Source organism: Streptomyces thermocarboxydovorans (genome assembly GCF_039524635.1).
Taxonomy (GTDB): domain Bacteria; phylum Actinomycetota; class Actinomycetes; order Streptomycetales; family Streptomycetaceae; genus Streptomyces; species Streptomyces thermocarboxydovorans.
On the sequence record NZ_BAAAGU010000033.1, the window covers coordinates 55,208 to 76,865 of the forward strand.

Sequence of the window (21,658 nt, forward strand, 5' to 3'; positions counted from 1 at the left end):
TCAGGCCGCGCGCTGGCGGCGGGGTTCCTCGGGGGCGCGCGTCGAGCCGGACTCGTTCAGCCAGCGGCGCAGCACCTGGTGGACCTGCTCCGCGCCGACCAGTTCGGCGTCCTCGGCGACGGGCGGGGACAGCGCGAGCGGGGACAGCAGGAAGGCGCGCGACTGGGCGCCGCCGAGACCGCCGTGCGAGCCGATCTGCTCCTCGAAGGCGAGGACCTCGCCGTCGGCCGGGTCGTAGGCCGAGTTGACCATGATGTCGGCGGTGTGCGGGAAGGTGTGGGTGCGGCGTACGGCATCGGCGGCGCCGGGGCCGAACGGGGCGAGCGGGCCGGGGTTGTCGTCGAGTTCGGCGAGCGGGATCTCGGCGCCGTGCGCCCCGAGGACGACGCCGCCGTGCCGTTCGCTGCGCACCAGCAGGAAGCCGATGCCGGGGTGGTTGGCGAGGGTGGGCAGCAGTGCGGGGTGCCGGGCGTCGATATCCTCCTTGGTCATCCGGTGCGGCACGTCCGGGAAGGAGATCAGGCCCAGGTTGCCGGAGGCCAGCACGACGGGTTCCGAACCGCGCGCGGGGCGGTAATGCTCGGCACCCTCCTCCACTGGCCTGCGCAGCGCCGCCCGCACGGCCGCCCGGGCTTCGGCGCCGCTGCGGGTGCGGCGTGCCCGGCGCGGCACCGGCAGGCCGCAGCCGGCCCTGACCAGGTCGCCCAGGGTGAGGCCGTAACGGGAGCGGAAGGTCTCGCCTGGGCTCTGCCCGTGGTCGGAGAGCACCACGATCCGGTACGGGCGCGGGGCGTGCTCGGCGACCTTCTCGATCAGGGCGAGGGCCCGGTCGAGGCGCTGCAGGACCTTCTCGGCGTCGCGGCTGGTCGGGCCCGAGTGGTGGGCCACCTCGTCGTAGGCGACCAGGTCGGCGTAGACGGCGGTCCGGCCGGCCAGCAGGTCGCCCATCACGGCGGCGACGACCACGTCCCGTTCCACGACGGTGGCGAAGGCCCGCACGAACGGATACAGGCCGCCGCGGGACACGCACGGGCGCTGCTTGGTGAACCGGGCGCGGGTGGACTGGCCGATCTCGCGGCCCGCCTCGGCGACGAAGGACAGCGCGGTGCGGACGGCGTTGGCGGGGTCGGAGAAGTAGGCGAAGTAGCCGGCCCGGGAGCGGTTGAGCGGGCCGCGCCGGCGGGTGGCGATGGACAGCACCAGCGCCTGCTCCTCCGCGCCGCCGCTGAACAGGTTGCCGCGGCTGGCGCCGTCGCCGGCGAGCAGCCCGGCGTGTCCGGTGCGCTCGATGGCGCGGGCCTGGAGCTCGGCGGCGCTGGTGGGGCGGTTGCAGACCATCACCTCGCGGCGCGCCTTCTCGTACCAGCGGAAGGCGGGCACGTCGAAGTTGCTGCCGTGCAGGATGCCGAGCTGGCTGGCGCCGGTCTGGCTGGACCAGTCGGTGCGCCAGCAGGTGAGCCGGTGCGTGGCCCTGCGGCCGCGCGCCGCGCCCTGGCCACCCTCGCCGGCGCCCCCTCCGTCGTCGCGCTTGCCGTCTCCTCGGCCGGCGCTCTTGCCGTCTCCTCTGCCGTCGTCCCTGCCGAGCCAGCGGGCGACGGTGGGCATCAGGCCCTTGCCGACGGCGTCCAGCAGCACGTCGTAGCCGACGCCGTCGAGCTGCAGGAAGAGGGTGCCGGGGGTGGACGGGCAGGGCGGCCCGGTGCGGCGTCTTCGGTGGGCGAGCCGGTACAGGCGGCGCCGGTAGGCGTCGTCGTCGCGGACGGCCAGGGCGGCGCCGGTGGCCGAGGCGACCGCGGACATCACGGCGGCGACCACCACCGCGGTCTGCGGTGCGGCGGAGCCGCGTTCGACCGGGTTGACCCACAGCGCGACCCACAGCAGGGCGCCGTTGAGGAAGAACACCAGCAGGCCGAGGACCAGCGCCGGCACGAGCAGCAGCAGGCGCACCAGCAGCGGCCACACCAGCGCGGACAGCAGACCGAAGGCGCCCGCGCCGAGCGCGGCGGTGACCGCGATGTCGGTGGCGCTGTCCCCGTCCGCCGAGCGCAGCCGGAAGTCGGGCAGGATCCCGGCGAGCACCAGCATGGTGAGTGTGGACACCGCCCACACGGCGATGCTCCGCCCGGTCTGACTGGCGATCCGCCGCCACCGCCCGCGGTCCACGCCGGAACACCTCCCCACCCGATTCGTCCTGGCCGGTCCCCATTCACCTTGTCACAACGGCCGGACGTGCCCCCGCGTCCCCGGCTGCGTCCCGGAGAGGACCCTGATCCGTCCCCCACGCACCCCTGACGCACCCCCGGTCCCCTGAACCTTCCTGAGCCTTCCTTGGTCTCCCCCGACTCCCCTTGATCTCCCCCGAGTCCCGTGCTCTCCCCTTGCTCTCCCCCGAGTCCCCTACTCTCCCCTTGCTCTCCCCCTGCGTCCGCCTGGTCCCCTGAGTCCCCCTGCCCCTGCTCACCCTCCCGGAGGCGGGCGCGGCTCAGCAGCCGTCGTATCTCGCCGTCGGCATGGACAGCCGCCGGTGCACGCGGGCCTTCATCGCGGCGTCGTAGCAGGGTTCGGCGCGGCCCACCGTCTCCACGCGGACCCCGCGCCGGGCGCACTCCGCGGTGAACTCCTCCACCGACGACAGGGCGCTCTCCAGCACCCGCCGACTGGGCGCGACGAACAGATCGGTGCCCGGCCGCACCCCCTCCCACAGGGCCCCGTGGTCGGGGCGCAGCCCGCGCACGAGAAGCTCCCGGGTGACGACATAGCCGCGTTCGGCGGCCCAGCGGGCGCACATGGCGTGCTGGCTGCGGGAGTCCACCAGGAAGGGGTCGGCGTCCAGTTCCTCCAGCGGCGTCAGACTCGCGATCGCCGTCACCCGCACCGGCCCCATGGCGCCCCCTCACCTCCGGTTTTCGCCGCCGACCCTACTCCTGCCCGTACGCTTCGGGGAGTCGCACGAAGGAGGCGAAGAGGTGCCGGTGGAGATCACCTGGTGGGGTCACGCCACGTGCACGGTCGAGGATTCGCACACCCGTGTCCTGACCGACCCCCTGTTCGCACGCCGGCTGGCGCACCTGCGGCGCAGGCGCGGCGCACTCCCTCCGCCCGACGCGCGCTACGCGGACGTCGCACTCGTCTCCCACCTGCACGCCGACCATCTCCATCTGGCCTCCCTGGCCCGGCTCGCGCCGGGCACGCGCCTGCTCGTGCCCCGGGGTGCGTCCCGTGCGGTGCCGGGACTGCGCCGGCTGACGCATCTGCGCGTGAGCGAGGTGGCGCCGGGCGATGTGACACAGGTCGGGCGTGTCGTGGTGCGGGCGGTTCCGGCCCGGCACGACGGGCGGCGGCTGCCGCTGGGCCCGCACCGCTCCCCCGCCCTCGGCTATGTCGTGGAGGGCGAGGCGCGCACCTACTTCGCGGGTGACACGGGCCTGTTCGACACGATGGCCAAGGAGGTCGGGCCGGTCGACGTGGCGCTGCTGCCGGTGGGCGGCTGGGGGCCGTACCTCGGAGACGGGCATCTGGACGCGCGGCGGGCCGCCGAGGCGCTGGCGCTGCTGGGCGCGTCCCGCGCGGTGCCGGTGCACTACGGCACGTACTGGCCGATCGGGATGGATGCCGTGCGCCCGCACGAGTTCCACGCGCCGGGCGACGAGTTCGCGCGGCTGGCGGCCCGGCACGCTCCCGGGGCCGTGGTGCACCGGCTGCGGCACGGCGAGAGCGTGCGCCTGGAGGTCACTCGGTGATTCTGCCCGCCGCCCTGCTGCCGGCGGCCGGTGCGCCGTGGCCCGCCGCTGCCGTGCTGGCCGCCGCGCCGGCGACCGAGGCGCCCGAGGCGACCCAGCAGGCGATCGGCTATCCGTCGCTGTTCCTGCTGGTGCTGATCGGGGCTTTGGTGCCGGTGATCCCGACGGGTGCGCTGGTGAGTTCGGCGGCCGTGGTGGCGGTGCATCGGATGGCGCCGTTCTCGATGGTGCTGGTGTTCGTCACGGCGTCGCTGGCCGCGTTCCTCGGGGATGTGACGCTGTACTGGCTGGGGCGGCGCGGGATGGGGTCGCGGAACGGCTCGCGCTGGCTGGAGGCGATCCGGGCGCGTGCGCCGGAGGACCGGCTGGCCCAGGCGCAGGCGAGGCTGGCCGATCACGGGGTGACGGTGCTGGTGCTGTCCCGGCTGGTGCCGGCCGGCCGCCTCCCCGTGATGCTGGCCTGTCTGGTCGCCGAGTGGCCGCTGCGCCGTTTCGTCCGCGGCAATCTGCCCGCCTGTCTCGCCTGGACGGCGGCGTATCAGCTGATCGGCGTGCTCGGCGGTTCCCTGTTCCCCGAGCCGTGGGAGGGCGTGGTGGCCGCGGTGGCGCTGACGCTGCTGATCAGCACGGCGCCGGGCGTGTGGCGCCGGCTGCGGCACCGCTGAAGGGCCGGCCGCCCCGCGGCCCCGGTGGTCACTCCAGGACGCGCGAGGCTCCCACCGGCAGGTCCCACAGGTGGTCGCGGGGCAGGCCCGCGGCCGCCCACGCCGCACGGACACGGGTCAGGGGCTCCAGGACGGGCTCGGCGGAGAGGATGAAGGTGCCCCAGTGCATGGGGGCCATGTGCCGGGCGCCCAGGTCCTGAAAGGCGCGCACCGCCTCCTCCGGGTCGCAGTGGACGTCCTTGAGCCACCAGCGGGGGTCGTAGGCGCCGATGGGCAGCAGGGCGAGGTCGATTCCCGGGTAGCGGCGGCCGATGCGGGAGAACCAGTGGCCGTAGCCGGTGTCGCCGGCGAAGTGGACGCGGGGGCCGTCCGGTGCGGTGATCACCCAGCCGCCCCACAGGGAGCGGCAGGTGTCGGTGAGGGTGCGCTTGGACCAGTGGTGCGCCGGGACGAAGTCGAAACGCACGCCCCGCAGTTCGGCGGCCTCCCACCAGTCCAGCTCGGTGACGGTGGTGAAGCGGCGGCGGTGGAACCAGCGGGCGAGGCCGGCCGGCACGAACACCGGCGTGTCGCGGGGCAGCCGGCGCAGAGTGGGGGCGTCCAGGTGGTCGTAGTGGTTGTGGCTGATCACGACCGCGTCGATCCGGGGCAGCGCCTCCCAGGCGACCCCGACCGGAGTCATGCGGGCCGGGGTGCCGAGGATGCGGCGGGACCACACCGGGTCGGTGAGGACGGTGAGCCCGCCGATCTGCAGCACCCAGCTGGCGTGACCGGCCCAGGTGACGGCGAGGCCGCGGGCATCGACGCGGGGCAGCGGTCCCGGCTCGTAGGGCAGCCGGCGGATGTCGGCCAGCCCCTCCGGGCCGGGTCGTACGGCGCCCTCACGGGCGAAGCGGGCGAAGGCCTTCAGGCCGGGCAGCGGGGCGGTGAGCCGGTCGTGGAAGGTGCGCGGCCACACGCGCCGTTCGGCGAGCGGGCGGGGTTCCGCGAGCGGCGGGTACGGGGACGCGACGGGGGACGGTGACACGGGAGAGGCCGGCTTCGGGGAGCGGGGGGCCGGCCGGCCGGTTTCCGGCGTGGTGGTGCGGGTGGTGGTTGTCGGCTCGGACTGCTGCGTCATCGAGGAGGCTCCCATCGCTGAGCGTCGTCACGAAGTTCGTCGAAGACCGACTGCACGCGCTTCAACGCGCGTTGTACATGCGGCAGTTCCAACGGTGCGGGCGCGCCGAGAGATTCCGCGCGGAGCTCGGTGGTGTCGCCCAGCAGGGGGGCGGTGCCGAGGCGCACGCGCGGGGCCTCGAGGTCGTCGCCGAAGCGGTGGCCGCCCGGCGCGGGCATGCCCATCCGGGCGGTGAGGAAGTCCTCCAGTTCCTGGGCGTCGCCGATGCCGCGGGCGGTCAGCGCGGGTGCCAGCGGCGTGAGGTCGACGTAGAGGTGGCGGCCGCACTGCGGGGGCGGGACGAGGGCTCCGGCGGCGGCGATGACGTCGTGCGCCGCGCCGGCCACCAGGGCGTGCAGGCGCACGGAGTCGGCGACGCGCCGGGCGACCGGCTCGGGTTCGGTCAGCGCGTATCCGGCCGCGGCGGCGACCGGTGCGGCCACCCGGGCGTCGAGCGCGGTGAGCGCGTCCAGCACCCGGGCGTGCAGCGCGGCCGCCTCCTCGCCGGCCGGGAAACGGGCGATCGCGGCGGGCCAGCCGGGCGGCAGCAGGGCGCCGGAGAGGTCGGTGACGACGGTGACCTGCCCGGGCAGCATCTCGGCGGGGCTGAGCAGCACCGTGTCGTGCGGGGCGTGCACGGTGTCGCGCCAGGTCTCGTCGCTGACCGGGTGCAGTCCCTCGCCGACCGCGGCCTCCAATGTCTCGTGCAGCAGTTCGGGGGCGGTGACGGTGGCGGTGGGGTCGTCGGCGACGGACAGCACCAGCAGCCGCGGGTCGCCGCCCTCCGCCCGTACCCGCCGCACGGTCTCGAGCAGCGCGTACGCGTCGGGCACGCCCCCGCTGCCGGCCGGTGTCGGCACATGGAAGGCGGGTCTGCCGAGCAGCCGGGCGTAGGGCGCCCACCAGGCGGGGCAGGGCCGGGGCACCAGGACGTCGCCGCCGATGGCCGCGGTCAGGGCGACCAGCAGCGCGGGGGCGCCGGGGGCGACGGCGATGCGGTCGGTCCCGTCGGGCAGTCCCCGCCGCTCCCAGTAGCCGCGGGCGGCCTCCAGCAGGGCGGGGCCGCCGCCGACGGGTTCCGCGGCCGGGCGGGACGCGGCGGCGGCGAGGACCCCGGCGAGTTCGGGCAGCACGGGCAGCCCGTCGTCGGGGACGGCAGGTCCGAAACGGACCGGTCCATGGCCTTCCGGGTCGGTCCGCATCGGTGCCTCCGCGCAGTGACTGGCCTGTCGTGATGCCGGGGCCCGGTGGGGTGCCCCAGGCGTCTTACGTACCCACGGTGCCCCGGAGGCATGGGCCCCGCCACGGGTCGCGTGCCGCACGGCACGGCCGTCCCGGGCGGGGAACGGCGCCTCACCGGCGGGCCCGGCCGGGGACGCTCACCTGTGGCGGCCGGGGTCCTTGCGCCGACCGAGGAGCCGGTGCGCGGCGGCGCCGAACGCGCCCGCGATCAGCAGCCCGCCCGCGGCGAGGGCGGGCACGGAGTCGGTGAGGGAACCGCCGTCGCCGGCGTGGACGCCGCCCGGGGCCCGGGGCCTGTCGCAGTCCGGGTCCTTGCCGTGGCTCGCGGACGGCTTGGCGGTGGGCTTGCCCGCCCCGCTCTCCCAGAGCCGGGTGGCGTCCTCGGCCGCCAGGGGGTCGTCGGCTGCCAGGGGCTCATCGGCTGCCAGGGATTCGTCGGTGGCCGGAGTGTCCGGTTCCTCGGACAGCAGGCCGGCGGCTCCGCCGCTCTGCGGCACGGTCTCGTCCGCCGATGTGCCGCCGCTGTCGTCGGCGTCGTCCGTGTCGTCGCTGTCGTCGGTGTCGTCGGTGTCGTCGGGGATGAGCGTGTCGTGCTCCTGGGCTGACAGCTCCTCCTCCGCGTCGAGGATCTCCGTCTCCAGGCTGTCCAGCTCGGCCTCGAGCCCGGCCTCCGCGTCCTTAGCCTTCTTCTGCTCCTTCTGGTCCTTCTGCTCCTTCTGGCCCTTCTTGTCCTCGGCTTCCTTCTCCTCGGCACTGCCGCTCTGCCCCTGCCACGACTGGTGCCCCTGCTGCGGGGGGCAGGTGGCGGAGGGGGCGGCGTCTCGTTCCGGCGGCGCGAACGGGCTCGCGGACGCGACCGGTGCGAGCACGCCGAGAGCGGTGCCGGCTGCGGCGGCGAGGGACAGGGCGCGTACGGTGCGGCGCATGCTGCGGGCTCCTTCGAGCGACGGGTGAGGGGCACGCCGTCTTCCGGCGGGCGGGCCACACACCCATCACAGCCCGCGTCCCGCCGCGCCGCCCGTGTCGGCACCCCGACAGAGTGAACCCCGCGCCGTACGAGGCGCGGGGTCCGGTTGATCGAGGGCCGGGGCGGGGGGGTTCCCAGCCCGAGCGCGGGGTTCCCGGCTCGGAGCGCGGGGTCCGGTCTCAGGCGCAGGCCGGCCGGCGCGTCGCGGCCGGCCGCTTCCTGGGCGCCAGACCTCCCAGGGCTGGGGGCTCAGGCGTCGCCCAGCACCTCGTTGCGGACCCTGCCGCAGGAGCGGCTGATCAGCCGGGAGACGTGCATCTGCGAGATGCCCAGCTTCTGCGCGATGCTGCTCTGCGTCATGTCCCCGAAGAACCGCATGTAGAGGATGGCCCGCTCCCGCTCCGGCAGCGCGGCGATCCGGTCCTTGACGGCCTCCCGGTCGACCACGGTGTCCAGCGCCGGGTCCGGCGCCCCGAGGGCGTCGCTGAGCGAGTAGCCGTCGTCGCTGCCGGGCAGTTCCGCGTCCAGGGACAGCGCGGAGAAGCTCTCCAGCGCCTCCTGCCCGTTGCGCACCTCCTCCTCGCTGAGGTCGGTGCGCTCGGCGATCTCGGCGACCGTGGGCCGGCGGCCGGAGGTCGTGTTGGACAGGTCCTGGGCGGCGACCCGGACCTTGTTGCGCAGCTCCTGGACCCGGCGCGGCACGTGCAGGGTCCACATGTGGTCGCGGAAGTGCCGCTTGATCTCGCCGGTGATGGTGGGCACCGCGTAGCTCTCGAAGGCGTTGCCCAGCTCGGGGTCGTAGCGGTCGACGGCCTTGACCAGGCCGAGCGCGGCGACCTGGCGCAGGTCCTCGAAGGCCTCGCCGCGGCTGCGGAAGCGTCCGGCGAGGCGGTCGGCCATGGGCAGCCAGGCCTGGACGATCTCGTCCTTCAGGGCGTCCCGCTCGGTGCCGGGCGGCAGTGCGGCGAGCCGGCGGAAGGCGTCGGCGGTGTCGGGGGCGTCGTCGTGCGGGTGGGGCTTGGTGCGGGTGGGCATGGTGCCTGAATCCTCGAAGTGCTCGGGGACGGATGGTCACCGTGGGAGGCGCGCCTGAGATGTGGGACAGGAGCACCGGGCTGCGGCGTGCGCCGCCCTCCACGGACGTGCCTCCTGTCCGAAACACTGTGAGTCCTCCTGCCCCCGCGCCCGCCCGCCAAACCTCCCGCGCAGGTTTTCCGGGGACGCGGCCGGTCACTCGTACGGCTCCGCGAGGCCCGTTCACCGCTGACGTCCGGGAGGGCGTACATGGGTATGAAGGTCGCCGATCAGGTCCTGCACAGGCTGCGGGGGGTGGAGCACGTCTTCGGCTACCCCGGGGACGGCATCAACGGCCTGCTGGCGGCCTGGGGCCGGGCCGGGAACGAGCGCCGGAGTTCATCCAGGCGCGGCACGAGGAGATGTCGGCCTTCCAGGCGGTCGGCTACGCCAAGTTCAGCGGGCGGCTCGGGGGCATGCCCTCCGGGTCACCAGTCCCGCGCCGCACAAACCCGCAGGGGAGTCCCGCGCCGCACAAACCCGCAGGGGGCGGGCGGGGGCGCGGTCGCTGGACATCCGTCGGTGTCCGGCCGTGTCGGTCTCCGTGTGCCGGGTACGCGGTGCGGACCCCCGATGGATGTGGAGGGAGACATGCAGCGAGGCAGTGACCGGCTGAGCGTTCACCGTGACGACGAGATGAAGCACGAGCTGCAGGGTCTGCTGAGGTCCGGGCACCCCACCCGCACCGAGGAGTGGCACGACCCGGAGCCGTCCGCCGACGACGACCCCGAGGTGGCCTTCGGCCCGGTGACGCCGGGTCGCGCGCCGACGTCGCTGGAGGCGGTGCGGCTCGAACTGGCCCGGTTCCTGAGCCGTGGCGCGTTCCCCGCGGGCCCGCGCGAGCTGATGCGCGCCCTGGACCGGCGGCACGCGCCGGACGCGCTGGTCGAGGCGCTGGAGCGGCTGCCCCGGCACGCGCGCTACGCCAATCTGCAGGAACTCGCCGAGGCGCTGACACGGGAGACGGAGACGGCGTAGGCGGTGCGGACCGGAAGAGACGACCAGTCATGGCCGAGTACGTCAAGGACGTGATGACTCCGGGCGTGGTCGCCGTGCGTCCGGGCGCCTCGCTCGTCGAGGCGGCGCAGCTGATGCGTTCGCAGAACATCGGCGATGTGGTGGTGGCCGACGGCCAGCAGGTCGTGGGCGTGCTCACCGACCGGGACATCACCGTCCGGGCGGTCGCCGACGGTGCGGATCCGATGAGCGTCAGCGTCGGCTCGGTGTGCTCGCGGGAGCCGCTGACGCTCGGCCCGGACGACCGGGTGTCGACGGCGGTGGCCCTGATGCGGCAGAAGGCCGTGCGCCGGATCCCGGTCGTGGAGAACGGCCTGCCGGTCGGCATGGTGAGCCTCGGCGACCTGGCCGAGGCGCAGGATCCCGGTTCGGCGCTGGCGGACATCAGCCGCGCGGAACCGGACGAGTGACGGACGAATGAGAACCGCGCGCAGCAACAACTGTGGGGAAAGGACGTGAGGACTGTCATGCGTATCGCGTTTCTGGCCGCGCCCGAGGGTGTGGAGCAGGTCGAGCTGACCGAGCCCTGGCAGGCTGCGGTCGGCGCAGGGCACGAGCCGGTGCTCGTGTCGACGAAGCCGGGGAAGATCCAGGCGTTCCATCATCTCGACAAGGCGGACACCTTCCCCGTGCAGGAGGTGGTCGGCGAGGCGTCGGCCGGTTCCTTCGACGGGCTGGTCCTGCCGGGCGGGGTGGCGAACCCCGACTTCCTGCGCATGGACGCCAAGGCTGTCGCGTTCGTGCGGGACTTCTTCGAGGCGGGACGGCCGGTGGCCGCGATCTGTCACGCGCCGTGGACGCTGATCGAGGCGGACGTGGTGCGCGGCCGGGTGCTCACCAGCTGGCCGAGCCTGCGGACGGATCTGCGCAACGCCGGGGCGACCTGGGTGGACGAGCAGGTGAAGGTCTGCGACCACGCGCCGAGCAAGCTGGTCACCAGCCGCAAGCCGGCCGACCTGAAGGCGTTCTGCGGGACGCTGCTGGAGGTGTTCGCCGAGGAGAAGGAGAAGCAGGCGGCCTGAGAGCAGGCCCATGGCCCCTGAGGGCCGGGGCGGCGACGCCGGGGAGCTGGACGGATGCGTTCAGGTCCCCGGCGTCGTGGGTGTGGCGGAGTCCGCGCAGTCGCGTTCGCGGGCGCCCTCGCGGGTGCGGGACGCGGCGACGAGGCGGTCCGGGTTGCGGCGCAGATACTCGCCCTCGAGCTGCGCCATGCGCTCGTTGTGGGTGCGCAGCGCGTCGTTGGACCCGTACAGCAGGGTGTCGTGCCGTGTGCGGTGGATGTTCTCCAGCTCTTTCATCAGCTGCTGGTCGTTCAGGTGGCTCGGGTCGACTCCGGTCATCGTGTGCCCCGCTCGTCGTGTTCGTGTGTGCGGTCCGGGTACCCGCCCGGTCCTGACCACAAGCACTGCCCCGAGCGCCATCCGGGAGGGAGCCATGGATCTCGCGTTTCTGCATCCACTTTACGAACATTCCGGCCCCTGGGCCTCGGTGTACGTCGGCACCTCCCGGCACACCGAGGACACGCCCCACGAGCGGCATCTGACCGCCCGGGCGATGGCGGGCGAGCTGGCCGGGCAGGGCGCGGACGAGGCGACCTGCCGGGCGGTGAGCCATGCGATCGACGAGCTGCGGCACTCCTCGGAGCCGCACGGCCGGGCGATGTTCGCCCGCGGGGGCGAGGTGGTGCTGGACCCTCCGCTGGCCCGCGCGCCCCAGCGCGACCAAGCCACCTGGGCGCCGCTGCCCCGGGTGACCCCGCTGCTGGAGCTGGCCGGGGAGGATCCCGTGTGCATCGTCGCGTACGTCGACCGCAAGGGCGCGGACTTCGAGCTGCGCAGCGCGCTGGGCCGGGACGACGCCGGCGGGGTGACCGGACGGCAGTGGCCGGTGCACCGCACCAGCTCGGTCGACTGGTCCGAGCGGCACTTCCAGCTGCGGGTGGAGAACACCTGGGAGCACAACGCGGCGGAGATCGCCGACGCGCTGGCGGTGAGCCAGGAGGAGACCGGGGCCGATCTGCTGATCCTGGTCGGTGACGACCGCGAGCGGCACGAGGTGCGCGGGCGGCTGCCGCAGCGGCTGCACCATCTGGTGGTGGAGGCCTCGCACGGCGCCGGCAGCAGGCTGCTCGGCGACGACGTGGACCGGGCGCGGAACGAGCATGTGCAGGCGCACGCGGCGGCCGAGCTGGAGCGGTTCCTGGCCGCCCGAGGCCGCGACGACGCGGGCGGCGCGGGCGCCGTGGAGGGGGTGCCGGCGCTGGTCGAGGCGGCGCGCGAGCACCGCATCGACGAGCTGCTGATCCGCCCGGACGGGCCGGACGCGCACCGCGAGGTGTGGATCGGTGAGGACCCGGACCAGCTGGCGGTGCGCCGCACCGAGCTCAAGACCCTGGGCGAGCAGCGGTCCTGGGCGGCCCGCGCGGACGACGCGCTGGTCCGCTCGGTGGTGACCACGGACGCCGAGGCGCTCGTCGTCACCTTGGTCCCCGGCCTGGACGACGACACCCCGGTGGGCGGCCTGGGCGCGCTGCTGCGCTGGAAGTGAGCGGAGTGACGGTCCGTCGGGAGGCGGGCCCTCCCGCGGTCGGCTAGGGGGGCGTAGGCGAGCTGGGCGGCCTCGTCGTCGACGGTCATGACGGCGTGCTCGGCCCGGTCGACGGCGCGGGCGGCCTCGCGGATCCGGGGCGGTGCGACGGAGACGAGCAGGTCGCGGACGGTGGTCTCGTCGCGTACGGAGCCGACGAACTGGCGCATCACGCCGAGGCCGCCGCTGACGGTGACAGATCCGGCGTGCGGTTTCAGCTCGCCGGACAGGAGGCGGAGCAGGGTGGTCTTGCCCGCTCCGTTCGGTCCGATCAGGGCCATGACGGCGCCCTCGCCGACCCGGAAGGAGACATCGCCCAGGAGCGGCCTCCCGTCGGGGAGGTAGTACTCCAGGTGTGCTGCTTCCAGATGGCCCATGGGAGCCGATTGTCCGAGCCGCCCGACCGGGGATCAAACGATTTACCGGGGCGGACGGTCGCCGCCGGACGTCACGCCGGATGACCATTATGTGAAACACAAGTCTCATCATGTGGGTTGGGGGCGTAGCGTGACGAGCGTCCCTGTCATCGCCCGGATTCGCCGTCAAGGCACTGTGGTGGATCGCGGTGGCGGTTCTCGTGGTGTGGCTGCTGGGCTTCGTCATGCGCAGCACCACAGCGGGCGGCGGCCGGGGACGCTGGTACCGGTGGTGACAAAGAGATAGTTCTCCAAGAGCGGTACCCGGCTGCCCCGGGAATGACCGGCCGGCGAAAGCCCGGAAGGTCACTCCCGGGGCAGCAGCGGTCCGAGCGGCCCGAGGTCCAGATTCAGGTCCTCGGGCCGCAGTCCGTAGCGGTCCCGCAGCTCGGCCACGCGGTCCTCGAGCAGCATCAGTGTCAGGCCGATGCGCTCCTCCTGCTCCTCCGTCAGATCGCCCTCGCCGAACCGGCGCACCGCCTGCCGCTCCATCAGCTGGCGCAGCAGCTCCACCACGGTCAGCACGAGCTTGACCAGGTCGCGCTCGACCGTGTCGGGTTCCAGGTCGAGCCGGGCCCGGCGCTTGGCGGACGGCTGCTGGTCGTCTGTCAACGGAGCTCCTCGAAGGGCGACGGGACATTGGCGTTCACCGAGCTGATGAGCGCGTTGAGATCGACGCGGACCAGGTCGACGTCCGCGATGCGCAGCGTGATGTCCCCGGTGATGACGACCCCGCCGGCCAGCAGCCGGTCGAGCAGGTCCACCAGCGCGATCTCACGGCGTTCGACGACGGTCACGGCCTCTCCCTCGCGTTGGGCCGTTCGTCACCGGACGCCGATTCCGGAGCGCTGTCACCGGCGAATGAATAGGCGGCCCACGGGCCGGTGAGTTCCACCCGGATTCCGGGCAATTCGCCCTTCGTCTGGTCCACCTTCTCCACGAATTCCTCGGACCCGGCGCGCGGGACGAGATAGGCGGCATTCAGCACATTGCGCCCGGAGGCGCCGGAGAGCGCGGCATTCTGCGGGGCGTGCAGCCGGGAGTCCTCGGCGACCCGGGACAGGGCCTCGTGCAGCTGGGTCGCGAAGAGCTCGGCGCGCTGCCACAGCTCGTCCTGCGATTTCGTCTGGGAGCGCCGCTGCCGCAGATAGTCCCGGCCGGACGCGGGGCGGGCCGCCGGGGTGGCTGCCTCCTGCTTCGGAGCGTCCTCCAGAAAGACCTTGACGCCCCACTCCACGCGGCCCTCGAGCCGGTCCAGGGTGTCCCGGAACGACTCCTCGCGCGCCTCGATCATCGTCCGTACGCCGCTGTCGTCGCGGAACACGGTGCCGAGCCGGAGCGGCAGCGGTGTGGTGACCGTGGTGAGGGCGTCGATCACCCCTTGGTGGGCGCGGGCGACGCCGGTCAGCCAGTCGAGGTCCTCCAGATGCGCGTGCAGCGGCTCCTCGGCGAAGTCCGCCTCCGGCACATGGCTGACCACGGCCACCAGGCCGTGGTGGGTCAGCAGCCGGGGCGGATCACCCGCCACGCCGGACAGCTGTGCCTGGAGGGGTGTGCTGAAGGGGCGGCAGACGGCGTAGACGTACCGCAGTCCGATCACGGGGCCTCCCTGTGTGCCTGCTCCTGTGCGGACGTCGTGGACGACCGCACCAGGTCGCGGCCGGCCTCCAGTTCCTCCAGTGCGGCCAGCCGTTCCCGCAGCTCCGCGTTCTCCCGGGCCAGTTCGTCACGGCGGGCCCGGGAGGAGAGCGCCGGGTCGGTCTCCCACCAGTCGATGCCCATCTCCTTGGCCTTGTCGACGGAGGCGACGATGAGGCGCAGCTTGATGGTGAGCAGTTCGATGTCGAGCAGATTGATGCGGATGTCGCCCGCGATCACGATGCCCTTGTCGAGCACCCGTTCCAGGATGTCGGCGAGGTTGGCGCCGCCGCCCTGGCCATAGGGCTCGGGAAGGCGGCCGGGGGTCGTCATCGGCGGCTCCCGCCCTCGTCACGGACGCCCTCGTCGTCCGCCTCGTCGTCGTACTCGTCCTCGTCCTCGTAGGTGCCCTCGGGCTCCTCGTCCTCGGGCTCGTCGTCGTAGCCGTCGGCCGGCTCACCCTCGGCGGGCTCCTCGTCGTACTCCCCTTCGGGCTCCTCTCCGGGCTCCTCGTCGTGCTCGCCTTCGCCCTCTTCGTCCTCGTACTCGTCCTCCGGCTCGTCCTCGGATTCGTACTCGTCCTCGGGCTCGCCCTCGGAGGCCTCCGCCCCGGGCTCCTCGCCCTCGGACTCCTCGCCCTCGGCCTCCTCGCGCTCCTGCTCCTCCTCGGCGACGGCGTCCTCGTGGCTGCGGACGACCTCGCCCTCGCGGATCTCACCGCGCCAGCTGTCCTCCTCCTCTCCCTTGATGGTGATGAAGCGGGCGAAGTTCTTCAGGTCCAGCCGGGCCCGGCGGCCCTGGGCGCGCCAGATGTTGCCGGTCTTCTCGAAGAAGCCGGAGGGGTAGTACTCGATGACCAGCAGCACGCGGGTGAGGTTGTCCGCGAGCCGGTGGAAGGAGACGACGCCCTTCGTGGTGCCCTTGGACCCCTCGGAGGTCCAGGCGATGCGGTCGTCGGGGATCTGTTCGGTGGTCTGCGCCTTCCAGCTGCGGTTGGACCACAGGACCTTCGCCTGCCAGTCGGATGTGGTGTCGTCCGACTTGCTGGCGCTCTTGACGCCCTTGGCGAAGGTGCTGAAGTCCTGGTACTGGGTCCACTGGTCGTAGGCCGTGCGCACCGGGACGCCGACATCGATGTGCTCGATGATGACGGTGGGCTTGTTGCCGGCGGTGCGCTTGTTCTTGCTCTTGCCGCCGCCCAGTCCCTTCACCGCGCCCTTGACGCTGTCCTTGGCGCGCGAGGCGCCGAGCTCCAGGGCGCTGCGCAGGGGACCCTTGCCCTCGGCGATCTTGCGTCCGCCGTCCAGGGCGAGCTTGCCGATGCCGGGGCTGTTGCCCTCGGCGATGTCGTTCAGCTTGCCGGTGGTCTCGCCGAGCTTGCGGCCGACGCCGGTGAGCAGGCGGGTGGCCTGGGCGGCGAGGTAGTCCTGCAGCTCGGCCTTGAGGCGGTCGGCGGCCTCGCTGTGCGCGAGACCGGCGAGCGGGTTGCCGCCGCCCTGCCCGCGGGCGGTGTCGCGGGCGGAATCCACTGTGCCGGTCATCGCTCACCGCCTCCCTTCGCGGAACCCGAGCGTCCGTCGCGCGGGGCTGCCGTCTTCTTGGCGGCGGTCGTCCTGCGGGCTGCGGCCTTCTTCGTCGCCGCGGCCTTCTTGCCGGGTGCTTTCTTGGCGGGTGCCCTTTTGGCGGGTGCCTTCTTCGCCGCCTTCTTGGCCGGCGGCTTCTGCGCGGCCTTCCTGGCGGGTGCCTTCCTGGCCGGCGCCCGCTCGTCGGCGGACTCCTCGGCCTCGTGGGCGTCGTCGGCCGAGTCGTCCGGCTCGCGCGCCTCCTGCTCGTCGTCGTACTCCTCGGCGGGCTCCTCGTCCCGCTCGTCGCGGTCGTCACCGTCGCCGGTGCCGCCGCCCGCGACCTGCTCGCGCAGCGCGGCGGTGCGGCCGTGCAGCCGGTCGGCGACGGCGCCGAGCTGCCGCTCGACCAGCGCGCCGGAGGCGGCCTTGCCGACCCCGCGCAGATCGCCGCGCAGCTGGTCCCCGATCTCCTTGAACTGCGGGTTGTTCCGCAGCTGCTGGGAGACCAGGTCCGCGACCATCCGCGGGCCGAGGTTGAGCTTCTTCCCGGCGACGAGGCCGCCGACGGCGACCGCCATCTTCAGCTTCTTCGTCCGTCCGAGAAGGTATCCGGCCCCTATGGCGAGGCCGAGTCCCGTTCGATTCATTGCGGTGCCGTCCCGTCCCCTCTACCCGCGCCTTGGCGCGTCGCGGTCTCCAACCGGTCCAGGAGCTCGTCCTCCTGCTGGTCGAACTCCTCCTCCGTGATCTCCCCGGCTTCCAACTGCTCCTCGAGCCGGGCCAGTCCGGCCCGGATGGCGGCGGGGTCGTAGTAGATGCGCTCCGCCTCACGGAGAACCTGCTTGATGGCCCAGCCGCTGCCGCGCACGGGGGCGAACGGCAGCAGCAGCACCTCGGAGATCAGCCCCATGACCTCACCCCGCTCCGGCGTCCGCCCCGCCCGCGGTGGTGCCCGCCGGCTCGGCCGGGCCGGGCTCGACGAAGCTGTACGGGGGAAGCGGACCGTTCAGGCGCACCTCGAGATGGGGCATGTCCGTGCGGACCTGCTCCACGGCGGCCAGGAAGTTCTCGGCCGTCGCCCGCTCCACCAGATACGAGACATTGCCCAGCCAGCCCGTGGACTCGGGGCCCACGCTCACGGCGTCGGCGGCCGGGTCCAGGGCGCGCTGCAGGACCAGGGCGTCCTCGGCCTCCTGGGCCTTGACCGCCGCGGCGACCATCTCACCCAGGCGCAGCTTGTCGTCGTAACTCCCGCCGTCCGCCTGCCGGTTGGACTCGGCGAGGGCGCGGATCTCCGGGTTGCCGGCCATGACGTGGTGCAGCACGGCCTCTTCGACGTGGTTGGCCTTGACGTTGTACTCGACCCGGCCGTCCAGGGCGCGCAGCCGCTCCTTGTAGTGGTCCGCCCGCTCGGTGAGCACGTGGACGACGGCGTCGTCGTCGGGGGCGACGCTGCCGAAGCGCATCGGCAGCACCGCGCCCGCCGCGCCGATCTCGGCGAGCACGTTCTGGTGGGCGAGGAGCTCCCTGCGCTTGGGGCGCAGGTCCTCGGGCGCGTCACTGACAACGGCCGCGAGGTCGCCCGCCTTCAGCACGCGCAGGGGCAGCGGCGGGTTGCCGACGCCGCCCATGCCCTCGGGGAGCGAGGGGTGCGAGCTCGCCCTGATGCCGTAGACGTAAGTGCTCACTCCTGCTCCTCCTTACGGCGCGACGAGGTGCTCTTGCGGGTACGCGGACGCGACTGGGTCTCGCGTTCGCCCTCACCGTCACGCCCCTGCCGGAAGGCGTCGGAGATGGTCTCGGCGGCGCCGGTCAGGGCGCCCTTGGACTTGCCACGGGCGCCGGACTCGGTGACCTGGCCGACGATGTCGGGAATGCCCGGGTCCTTGCGCGGCCCGGCCTCGAGGTCGAGCCTGTTGCACGCCTCGGCGAAGCGCAGATACGTGTCGACGCTGGCGACGACGACGCGAACGTCGATCTTGAGGATCTCGATACCGACCAGGGACACGCGCACGAATGCGTCGATGACGAGCCCCCTGTCCAGAACAAGCTCAAGCACGTCGTAGAGGCCGCTGCTGCCGCCTCCGCCGCCGGTCTGCTGTGCCGGTACGACTGTCATGCCGGCTGTTCCTCCCTTGTGTGTGGATGCCGGGTGATCTCGCCTGGGCGGCCTAGCGGCCGCCGGACCTGCGCGCGTCCGAACGCCCGCGTTCATAGCGGCGTACGCGGCGGTACCCGGTGAGCTGTCCGTCGGAGTCCAGCTCCACCTGGTAGCTCGCCATCAGGCTCATCGTGTCGGGCACGCGCTCGAGTTCGAGTACCTCGACCTCCAGCGCCCAGCCCTCGTCCGTCTGCTCGAAGGACGTCACCGACTCGGCTTCCATGCCGGTCAGCTCCGCGAGCTGCCCGCGCGCCTGGCGCAGAATCTCCATCGCGGTCGGACGTTTCGCCGTTCTTGTGCTCTCGGCTCTCTTGGTGCTTCGTGTTGGCTTGCGGGACTCGCGTGAGTCTCGGGTTTCCTGTGAACTCAATGGTTCGTCCGGGTCTTTTGTGTTCGCCATGGCCACCTCCCCCTCCGTGTGGCCGCAAGTCTGTTCGCCAAACCCCCGGGACCCGTCCCGATTGCCGCGGCGCTGGTCACCGATGTCCGGCCGCCTCGGTCAGCGGCGTGCGTGCGCCTCGGTGAGCGGCGTGCGTACGCCTCGGTGAGCGGCGTGCGTACGCCTCGGGTCAGCGGCATCCGAGCGCCTCCGTCAGCGGCTTCCGTACAGCTCCCGCAGGCGACGGCGGGCCGGGCCGAGCGCGCGGCCGCGGCGCAGAAGTCCCGCCCAGGGATCCGTGCGGGCCTGCTCCAGCGCGTCGGCGACGGTCCAGCGGCGGGCGGTGAGGCCGGGATCGTCCAGCTGGTCCCAGGCGAGAGGGGTGGCGACGGGGGCGCCCGGCAGTGCGCGCACGGTGTAGGGGGCGACCGCCGTCTGCGCGTAGGCGTTGCGCTGCACGTCCAGGTAGAGCCGGTCGCCCCGGTCCTTCTTGCGGGCGGCGGTGGTGAGCCGGTCGGGATAGGCCCCGGCCAGGGTGTCGGCGACCTCCCGGGCGAAGTCGCGCACTTCGTCGAACGAGTGCCGGCCGTCGAGCGGCACCACCACGTGCAGTCCGCGCGAGCCGGTGGTCATCAGCGCCGAGGGCAGCTTCAGCTCCTCCAGCAGCTCCCCCAGCAGCCGCGCCGCCTCACGTACCGTCCCGAAGTCGTCACCGGCGGGGTCGAGGTCGAAGACCAGCCGGTCGGGGTTGTCCAGCGAGTCCGTGCGCGACAGCCACCGGTGCAGGGTGATGGTCGCCTGGTCGACGAGGTAGAGGAGGGTGGCGGTGTCGTCGCACACCGTGTGCACGACCGTGCCGCCCTCCTTGGGGACCTTGGCCCGGGTGATCCACTCCGGGTAGCTGTCCGGGGTGTTCTTCTGCATGAAGGCGGGCCCGTCGATGCCGTCCGGGCGCCGGTCCAGCATCAGCGGCCGGCCGCGCAGATGCGGCAGCATGAACCGGGCGATGGCCCGGTGATAGTCGACGAGATCGCCCTTGGTGTACTCCTTGCCGTCGCCGCCGCCGGAAGAACCGGAAGAGCCGGGGGAGCCGGAGGAGCCGGGAAACAGCACCTTGTCCGGCCGGTGCACCCGCACCGTACGGCGGCCGGCCCGCACCGAGCGCGCGGCGCCTTCGCTCACGGCACGATCGCCTCCTCCACCAGCAGCCGTCCGGCCGCCGCGATCGACTCCGCGTCGATGCCGGCCGCGTGCAGCTGCTCCTCGGGGGACGCCGAACCGGGCATCGACCGCACGGCCAGCCGCACCAGCCGCGGCACCGGCCGCCCGTCGGTGAAGGCCCCGCTCACCGCGTCGCCGAGGCCGCCCTCGAGGTGGTGGTCCTCGACGGTGACCAGGCAGCCGGTCTCGTCGGCCGCCCGGCGCAGGGTGTCCCGGTCCACGGGTTTGACCGAGTACAGATCGATCACCCGCGCGGCGATGCCCAGCTCCGCCAGCGAATCCGCCGCCTTCAGCGCCTCAGGCACGGTGACCCCGGCCGCGACGAAGGTCAGCCGGTCCTCGCCGGAGGAGCGCAGCACCTTGCTGCCGCCGACGGGGAACCGCTCGTCGGGGCCGTAGATCACCGGTCCGGCGCCGCGGGAGGTGCGCAGATAGCGGATGCCGTCCAGCCCGGCCATGGCCTCGACCAGGCGGGCGGTCTGGTTGGCGTCGCACGGGTACAGCACGGTCGAGCCGTGCACCGCGCGCATCATCGCCAGGTCCTCCAGGCCCATCTGGCTGGGACCGTCCTGCCCGATGGCCACACCGGCGTGCGAGCCGACGAGGCAGAGGCCGGAGCCGCTGATCGACGCCATGCGGACGAAGTCGTGGGCGCGGGTGAGGAACGCGGCGAAGGTGGCCGCGTACGGGTTCCAGCCGCGGGCCGCCATGCCGACGGCCGTGGCGACCATCTGCTGCTCGGCGATGTAGCACTCGAAGTAGCGCTCGGGGTGCTCCTTGGCGAACATCTCCGCGCGGGTGGAGTCGCCGACCTCACCGTCGAGGACGACGACGTCGGCGCGGGCGGTGCCGAGGGCGGCCAGCGCCTCACCGAAGGCGTCGCGGGTCGCCGCCTTCTCGCCCTTGTCCCAGCGGGGCGGCGTGAACTGCCCGGTGGGCACGGAGTGCAGCGCGCGGGCGTCCGGCGGCTGGTGCACCCGGACCGTCAGATCGCGGGGACCGCCGAGTTCGGCGATGGCTTCCTCGGCGTCGGGCAGCGCCTTGCCGTGCAGGCCCTCGCGGTCCTGGACGGCCTCGACGCCCCGGCCCTTGAGGGTACGGGCGAGGATCGCGGTGGGCTGGCCCCGGGTGGACAGCGCCTCCCCGTAGGCGCGGTCCACGGCGTCCACGTCGTGGCCGTCGGCCTCCACGGTGTGCCAGCCGAAGGCCCGGAAGCGGCGAGCGTACGCGCCGAGGTCGTGGCCGTGCCGGGTGGGGCCGCGCTGGCCGAGCCGGTTGACGTCCACGATCGCGACGAGGTTGTCCAGGTGCTCGTACGCCGCGTGCTCGGCGGCCTCCCACACCGAGCCCTCGGCGAGTTCGCTGTCGCCGCACAGCACCCACACCCGGTAGTCGGCGTGGTCCAGGCGCTTCCCGGCCAGCGCGATGCCGACCCCGACGGGAAGTCCCTGCCCCAGCGAGCCGGTGGCGGTCTCCACCCAGGGCAGCTTCCGGGGTGTCGGGTGGCCCTCCAGCCGGCTGCCGAGCTTGCGGAAGGTCAGCAGTTCCTCGTCGTCGATGGCGCCGGCCGCCTTGAACGCGGCGTACATCAGCGGCGAGGCATGCCCCTTGGAGAGCACGAAGCGGTCGTTGCCGGGATGGTCCGGGTGGTCGAAGTCGTAGCGGAGGTGGCGCGCGAGCAGGACGGCCATCAGGTCCGCGGCGGACATCGAGGAGGTGGGATGCCCGGAGCCCGCGGCGGCCGCGGCACGGACGCTGTCCACCCGCAACTGCTGTCCGAGTTCGGCGAGTTCACCGGTGTTCATGAGTCTCCTTGGCCTGGTCGTGG

At 73.3% G+C, this 21,658-nt stretch carries 24 protein-coding genes and 3 pseudogenes; 7 read left to right on the forward strand and 20 right to left on the reverse strand.

From position 1 onward, the window contains the following. Positions 1–2,109: a phage holin family protein gene (locus tag ABD198_RS16955; protein WP_425580492.1), complete on the reverse strand. Its 2,109-nt coding sequence runs from the start codon at positions 2,107–2,109 to the stop codon at positions 1–3. Positions 2,110–2,482: 373 nt separating this feature from the next. After that, positions 2,483–2,884, reverse strand: a complete 402-nt coding sequence (locus ABD198_RS16960; RefSeq protein WP_344002009.1) for a hypothetical protein — start codon at positions 2,882–2,884, stop codon at positions 2,483–2,485. A gap of 82 nt (positions 2,885–2,966) precedes the next feature. On the opposite strand from ABD198_RS16960, the gene ABD198_RS16965 reads away from it, so the two are divergent. Together ABD198_RS16965 and ABD198_RS16970 are read left to right on the forward strand one after the other, a co-directional pair. Next, complete coding sequence (locus ABD198_RS16965) at positions 2,967–3,740, forward strand: MBL fold metallo-hydrolase (protein ID WP_344002012.1); 774 nt, start codon at positions 2,967–2,969, stop codon at positions 3,738–3,740. Between the two features lie 17 nt (positions 3,741–3,757). Beyond that, positions 3,758–4,405 carry a DedA family protein gene (locus ABD198_RS16970; protein WP_425580493.1) on the forward strand — a complete coding sequence of 216 codons (648 nt, stop codon included), beginning with the start codon at positions 3,758–3,760 and terminating at the stop codon, positions 4,403–4,405. Between the two features lie 28 nt (positions 4,406–4,433). Here ABD198_RS16970 and ABD198_RS16975 read toward each other — a convergent pair whose 3' ends face one another. The 4 genes from ABD198_RS16975 to ABD198_RS16990 form a co-directional block, all read right to left on the reverse strand. Further along, positions 4,434–5,525 (reverse strand): MBL fold metallo-hydrolase, encoded by a 1,092-nt coding sequence (locus ABD198_RS16975; RefSeq protein ID WP_344002015.1) that lies wholly within the window; start codon positions 5,523–5,525, stop codon positions 4,434–4,436. After that, positions 5,522–6,766 (reverse strand): aminotransferase class I/II-fold pyridoxal phosphate-dependent enzyme, encoded by a 1,245-nt coding sequence (locus ABD198_RS16980; protein ID WP_344002018.1) that lies wholly within the window; start codon positions 6,764–6,766, stop codon positions 5,522–5,524. Before ABD198_RS16980 ends, ABD198_RS16975 begins: the two co-directional genes overlap by 4 nt. 177 nt (positions 6,767–6,943) lie before the next feature. Then, a complete protein-coding gene (locus ABD198_RS16985) occupies positions 6,944–7,732 on the reverse strand; it encodes a hypothetical protein (protein ID WP_344002021.1) in 789 nt (262 codons plus the stop codon). 290 nt (positions 7,733–8,022) lie between these two features. Further along, positions 8,023–8,808: an RNA polymerase sigma factor SigF gene (locus tag ABD198_RS16990; RefSeq protein ID WP_344002023.1), complete on the reverse strand. Its 786-nt coding sequence runs from the start codon at positions 8,806–8,808 to the stop codon at positions 8,023–8,025. 249 nt (positions 8,809–9,057) lie between these two features. Between ABD198_RS16990 and ABD198_RS16995 the strand changes: the two are divergent. From ABD198_RS16995 to ABD198_RS17010, 4 genes and pseudogenes are all read left to right on the forward strand, one after another. Beyond that, positions 9,058–9,260, forward strand: a pseudogene (locus ABD198_RS16995) (thiamine pyrophosphate-binding protein); the annotation flags it as partial. A 178-nt stretch (positions 9,261–9,438) separates the two neighbouring features. Then, positions 9,439–9,825, forward strand: a complete 387-nt coding sequence (locus ABD198_RS17000; RefSeq protein WP_344002025.1) for a DUF2795 domain-containing protein — start codon at positions 9,439–9,441, stop codon at positions 9,823–9,825. 29 nt (positions 9,826–9,854) lie between these two features. Next, positions 9,855–10,274, forward strand: coding sequence for a CBS domain-containing protein (locus ABD198_RS17005; RefSeq protein WP_344002028.1), 420 nt, complete (start codon positions 9,855–9,857; stop codon positions 10,272–10,274). Between the two features lie 57 nt (positions 10,275–10,331). Further along, the gene (locus ABD198_RS17010; protein WP_344002031.1) at positions 10,332–10,886 is read left to right on the forward strand and encodes a type 1 glutamine amidotransferase domain-containing protein; all 555 of its coding nucleotides are present in this window, start codon (positions 10,332–10,334) and stop codon (positions 10,884–10,886) included. Positions 10,887–10,946: 60 nt separating this feature from the next. Here the strand turns inward: ABD198_RS17010 and ABD198_RS17015 are convergent. Continuing rightward, positions 10,947–11,266 (reverse strand): annotated as a pseudogene (locus ABD198_RS17015) (DUF6158 family protein). Between the two features lie 32 nt (positions 11,267–11,298). Between ABD198_RS17015 and ABD198_RS17020 the strand changes: the two are divergent. Beyond that, positions 11,299–12,411, forward strand: a complete 1,113-nt coding sequence (locus ABD198_RS17020) for a baeRF2 domain-containing protein (protein WP_344002034.1) — start codon at positions 11,299–11,301, stop codon at positions 12,409–12,411. Positions 12,412–12,434: 23 nt separating this feature from the next. Here the strand turns inward: ABD198_RS17020 and ABD198_RS17025 are convergent. From ABD198_RS17025 to ABD198_RS17085, 13 genes and pseudogenes are all read right to left on the reverse strand, one after another. Beyond that, positions 12,435–12,827 (reverse strand): annotated as a pseudogene (locus tag ABD198_RS17025) (ATP-binding cassette domain-containing protein); the annotation flags it as partial. 345 nt (positions 12,828–13,172) lie between these two features. Beyond that, the gene (locus ABD198_RS17030; RefSeq protein ID WP_344002038.1) at positions 13,173–13,478 is read right to left on the reverse strand and encodes a gas vesicle protein K; all 306 of its coding nucleotides are present in this window, start codon (positions 13,476–13,478) and stop codon (positions 13,173–13,175) included. Continuing rightward, complete coding sequence (locus tag ABD198_RS17035; protein ID WP_344002041.1) at positions 13,475–13,663, reverse strand: gas vesicle protein; 189 nt, start codon at positions 13,661–13,663, stop codon at positions 13,475–13,477. Before ABD198_RS17035 ends, ABD198_RS17030 begins: the two co-directional genes overlap by 4 nt. Next, a complete protein-coding gene (locus tag ABD198_RS17040) occupies positions 13,660–14,466 on the reverse strand; it encodes a GvpL/GvpF family gas vesicle protein (RefSeq protein WP_344002044.1) in 807 nt (268 codons plus the stop codon). Before ABD198_RS17040 ends, ABD198_RS17035 begins: the two co-directional genes overlap by 4 nt. Further along, positions 14,463–14,837: a gas vesicle protein gene (locus ABD198_RS17045; protein WP_344002047.1), complete on the reverse strand. Its 375-nt coding sequence runs from the start codon at positions 14,835–14,837 to the stop codon at positions 14,463–14,465. Before ABD198_RS17045 ends, ABD198_RS17040 begins: the two co-directional genes overlap by 4 nt. Further along, positions 14,834–16,045 (reverse strand): SRPBCC family protein, encoded by a 1,212-nt coding sequence (locus ABD198_RS17050; protein ID WP_344002050.1) that lies wholly within the window; start codon positions 16,043–16,045, stop codon positions 14,834–14,836. The genes ABD198_RS17045 and ABD198_RS17050 overlap by 4 nt, the downstream gene beginning before the upstream one ends. Further along, a complete protein-coding gene (locus ABD198_RS17055) occupies positions 16,042–16,716 on the reverse strand; it encodes a DNA primase (protein WP_344002053.1) in 675 nt (224 codons plus the stop codon). The genes ABD198_RS17050 and ABD198_RS17055 overlap by 4 nt, the downstream gene beginning before the upstream one ends. Next, positions 16,713–16,979: a gas vesicle protein GvpG gene (locus tag ABD198_RS17060; protein ID WP_344002056.1), complete on the reverse strand. Its 267-nt coding sequence runs from the start codon at positions 16,977–16,979 to the stop codon at positions 16,713–16,715. Before ABD198_RS17060 ends, ABD198_RS17055 begins: the two co-directional genes overlap by 4 nt. A 4-nt stretch (positions 16,980–16,983) precedes the next feature. Next, entirely contained in the window at positions 16,984–17,757 is a 774-nt protein-coding gene (locus ABD198_RS17065) for a GvpL/GvpF family gas vesicle protein (RefSeq protein WP_344002059.1), read from the reverse strand. Beyond that, on the reverse strand, positions 17,754–18,188 hold the full coding sequence (locus ABD198_RS17070) for a gas vesicle structural protein GvpA (protein ID WP_344002062.1): 435 nt from the start codon (positions 18,186–18,188) through the stop codon (positions 17,754–17,756). Before ABD198_RS17070 ends, ABD198_RS17065 begins: the two co-directional genes overlap by 4 nt. A gap of 52 nt (positions 18,189–18,240) precedes the next feature. Beyond that, positions 18,241–18,630 (reverse strand): gas vesicle protein GvpO, encoded by a 390-nt coding sequence (locus ABD198_RS17075; protein WP_344002064.1) that lies wholly within the window; start codon positions 18,628–18,630, stop codon positions 18,241–18,243. Between the two features lie 192 nt (positions 18,631–18,822). After that, positions 18,823–19,791 carry a non-homologous end-joining DNA ligase gene (gene ligD / locus ABD198_RS17080; protein WP_344002067.1) on the reverse strand — a complete coding sequence of 323 codons (969 nt, stop codon included), beginning with the start codon at positions 19,789–19,791 and terminating at the stop codon, positions 18,823–18,825. After that, positions 19,788–21,635 carry a transketolase gene (locus ABD198_RS17085; protein ID WP_344002071.1) on the reverse strand — a complete coding sequence of 616 codons (1,848 nt, stop codon included), beginning with the start codon at positions 21,633–21,635 and terminating at the stop codon, positions 19,788–19,790. Before ABD198_RS17085 ends, ligD begins: the two co-directional genes overlap by 4 nt. Between the last annotated feature and the right edge of the window lie 23 nt (positions 21,636–21,658).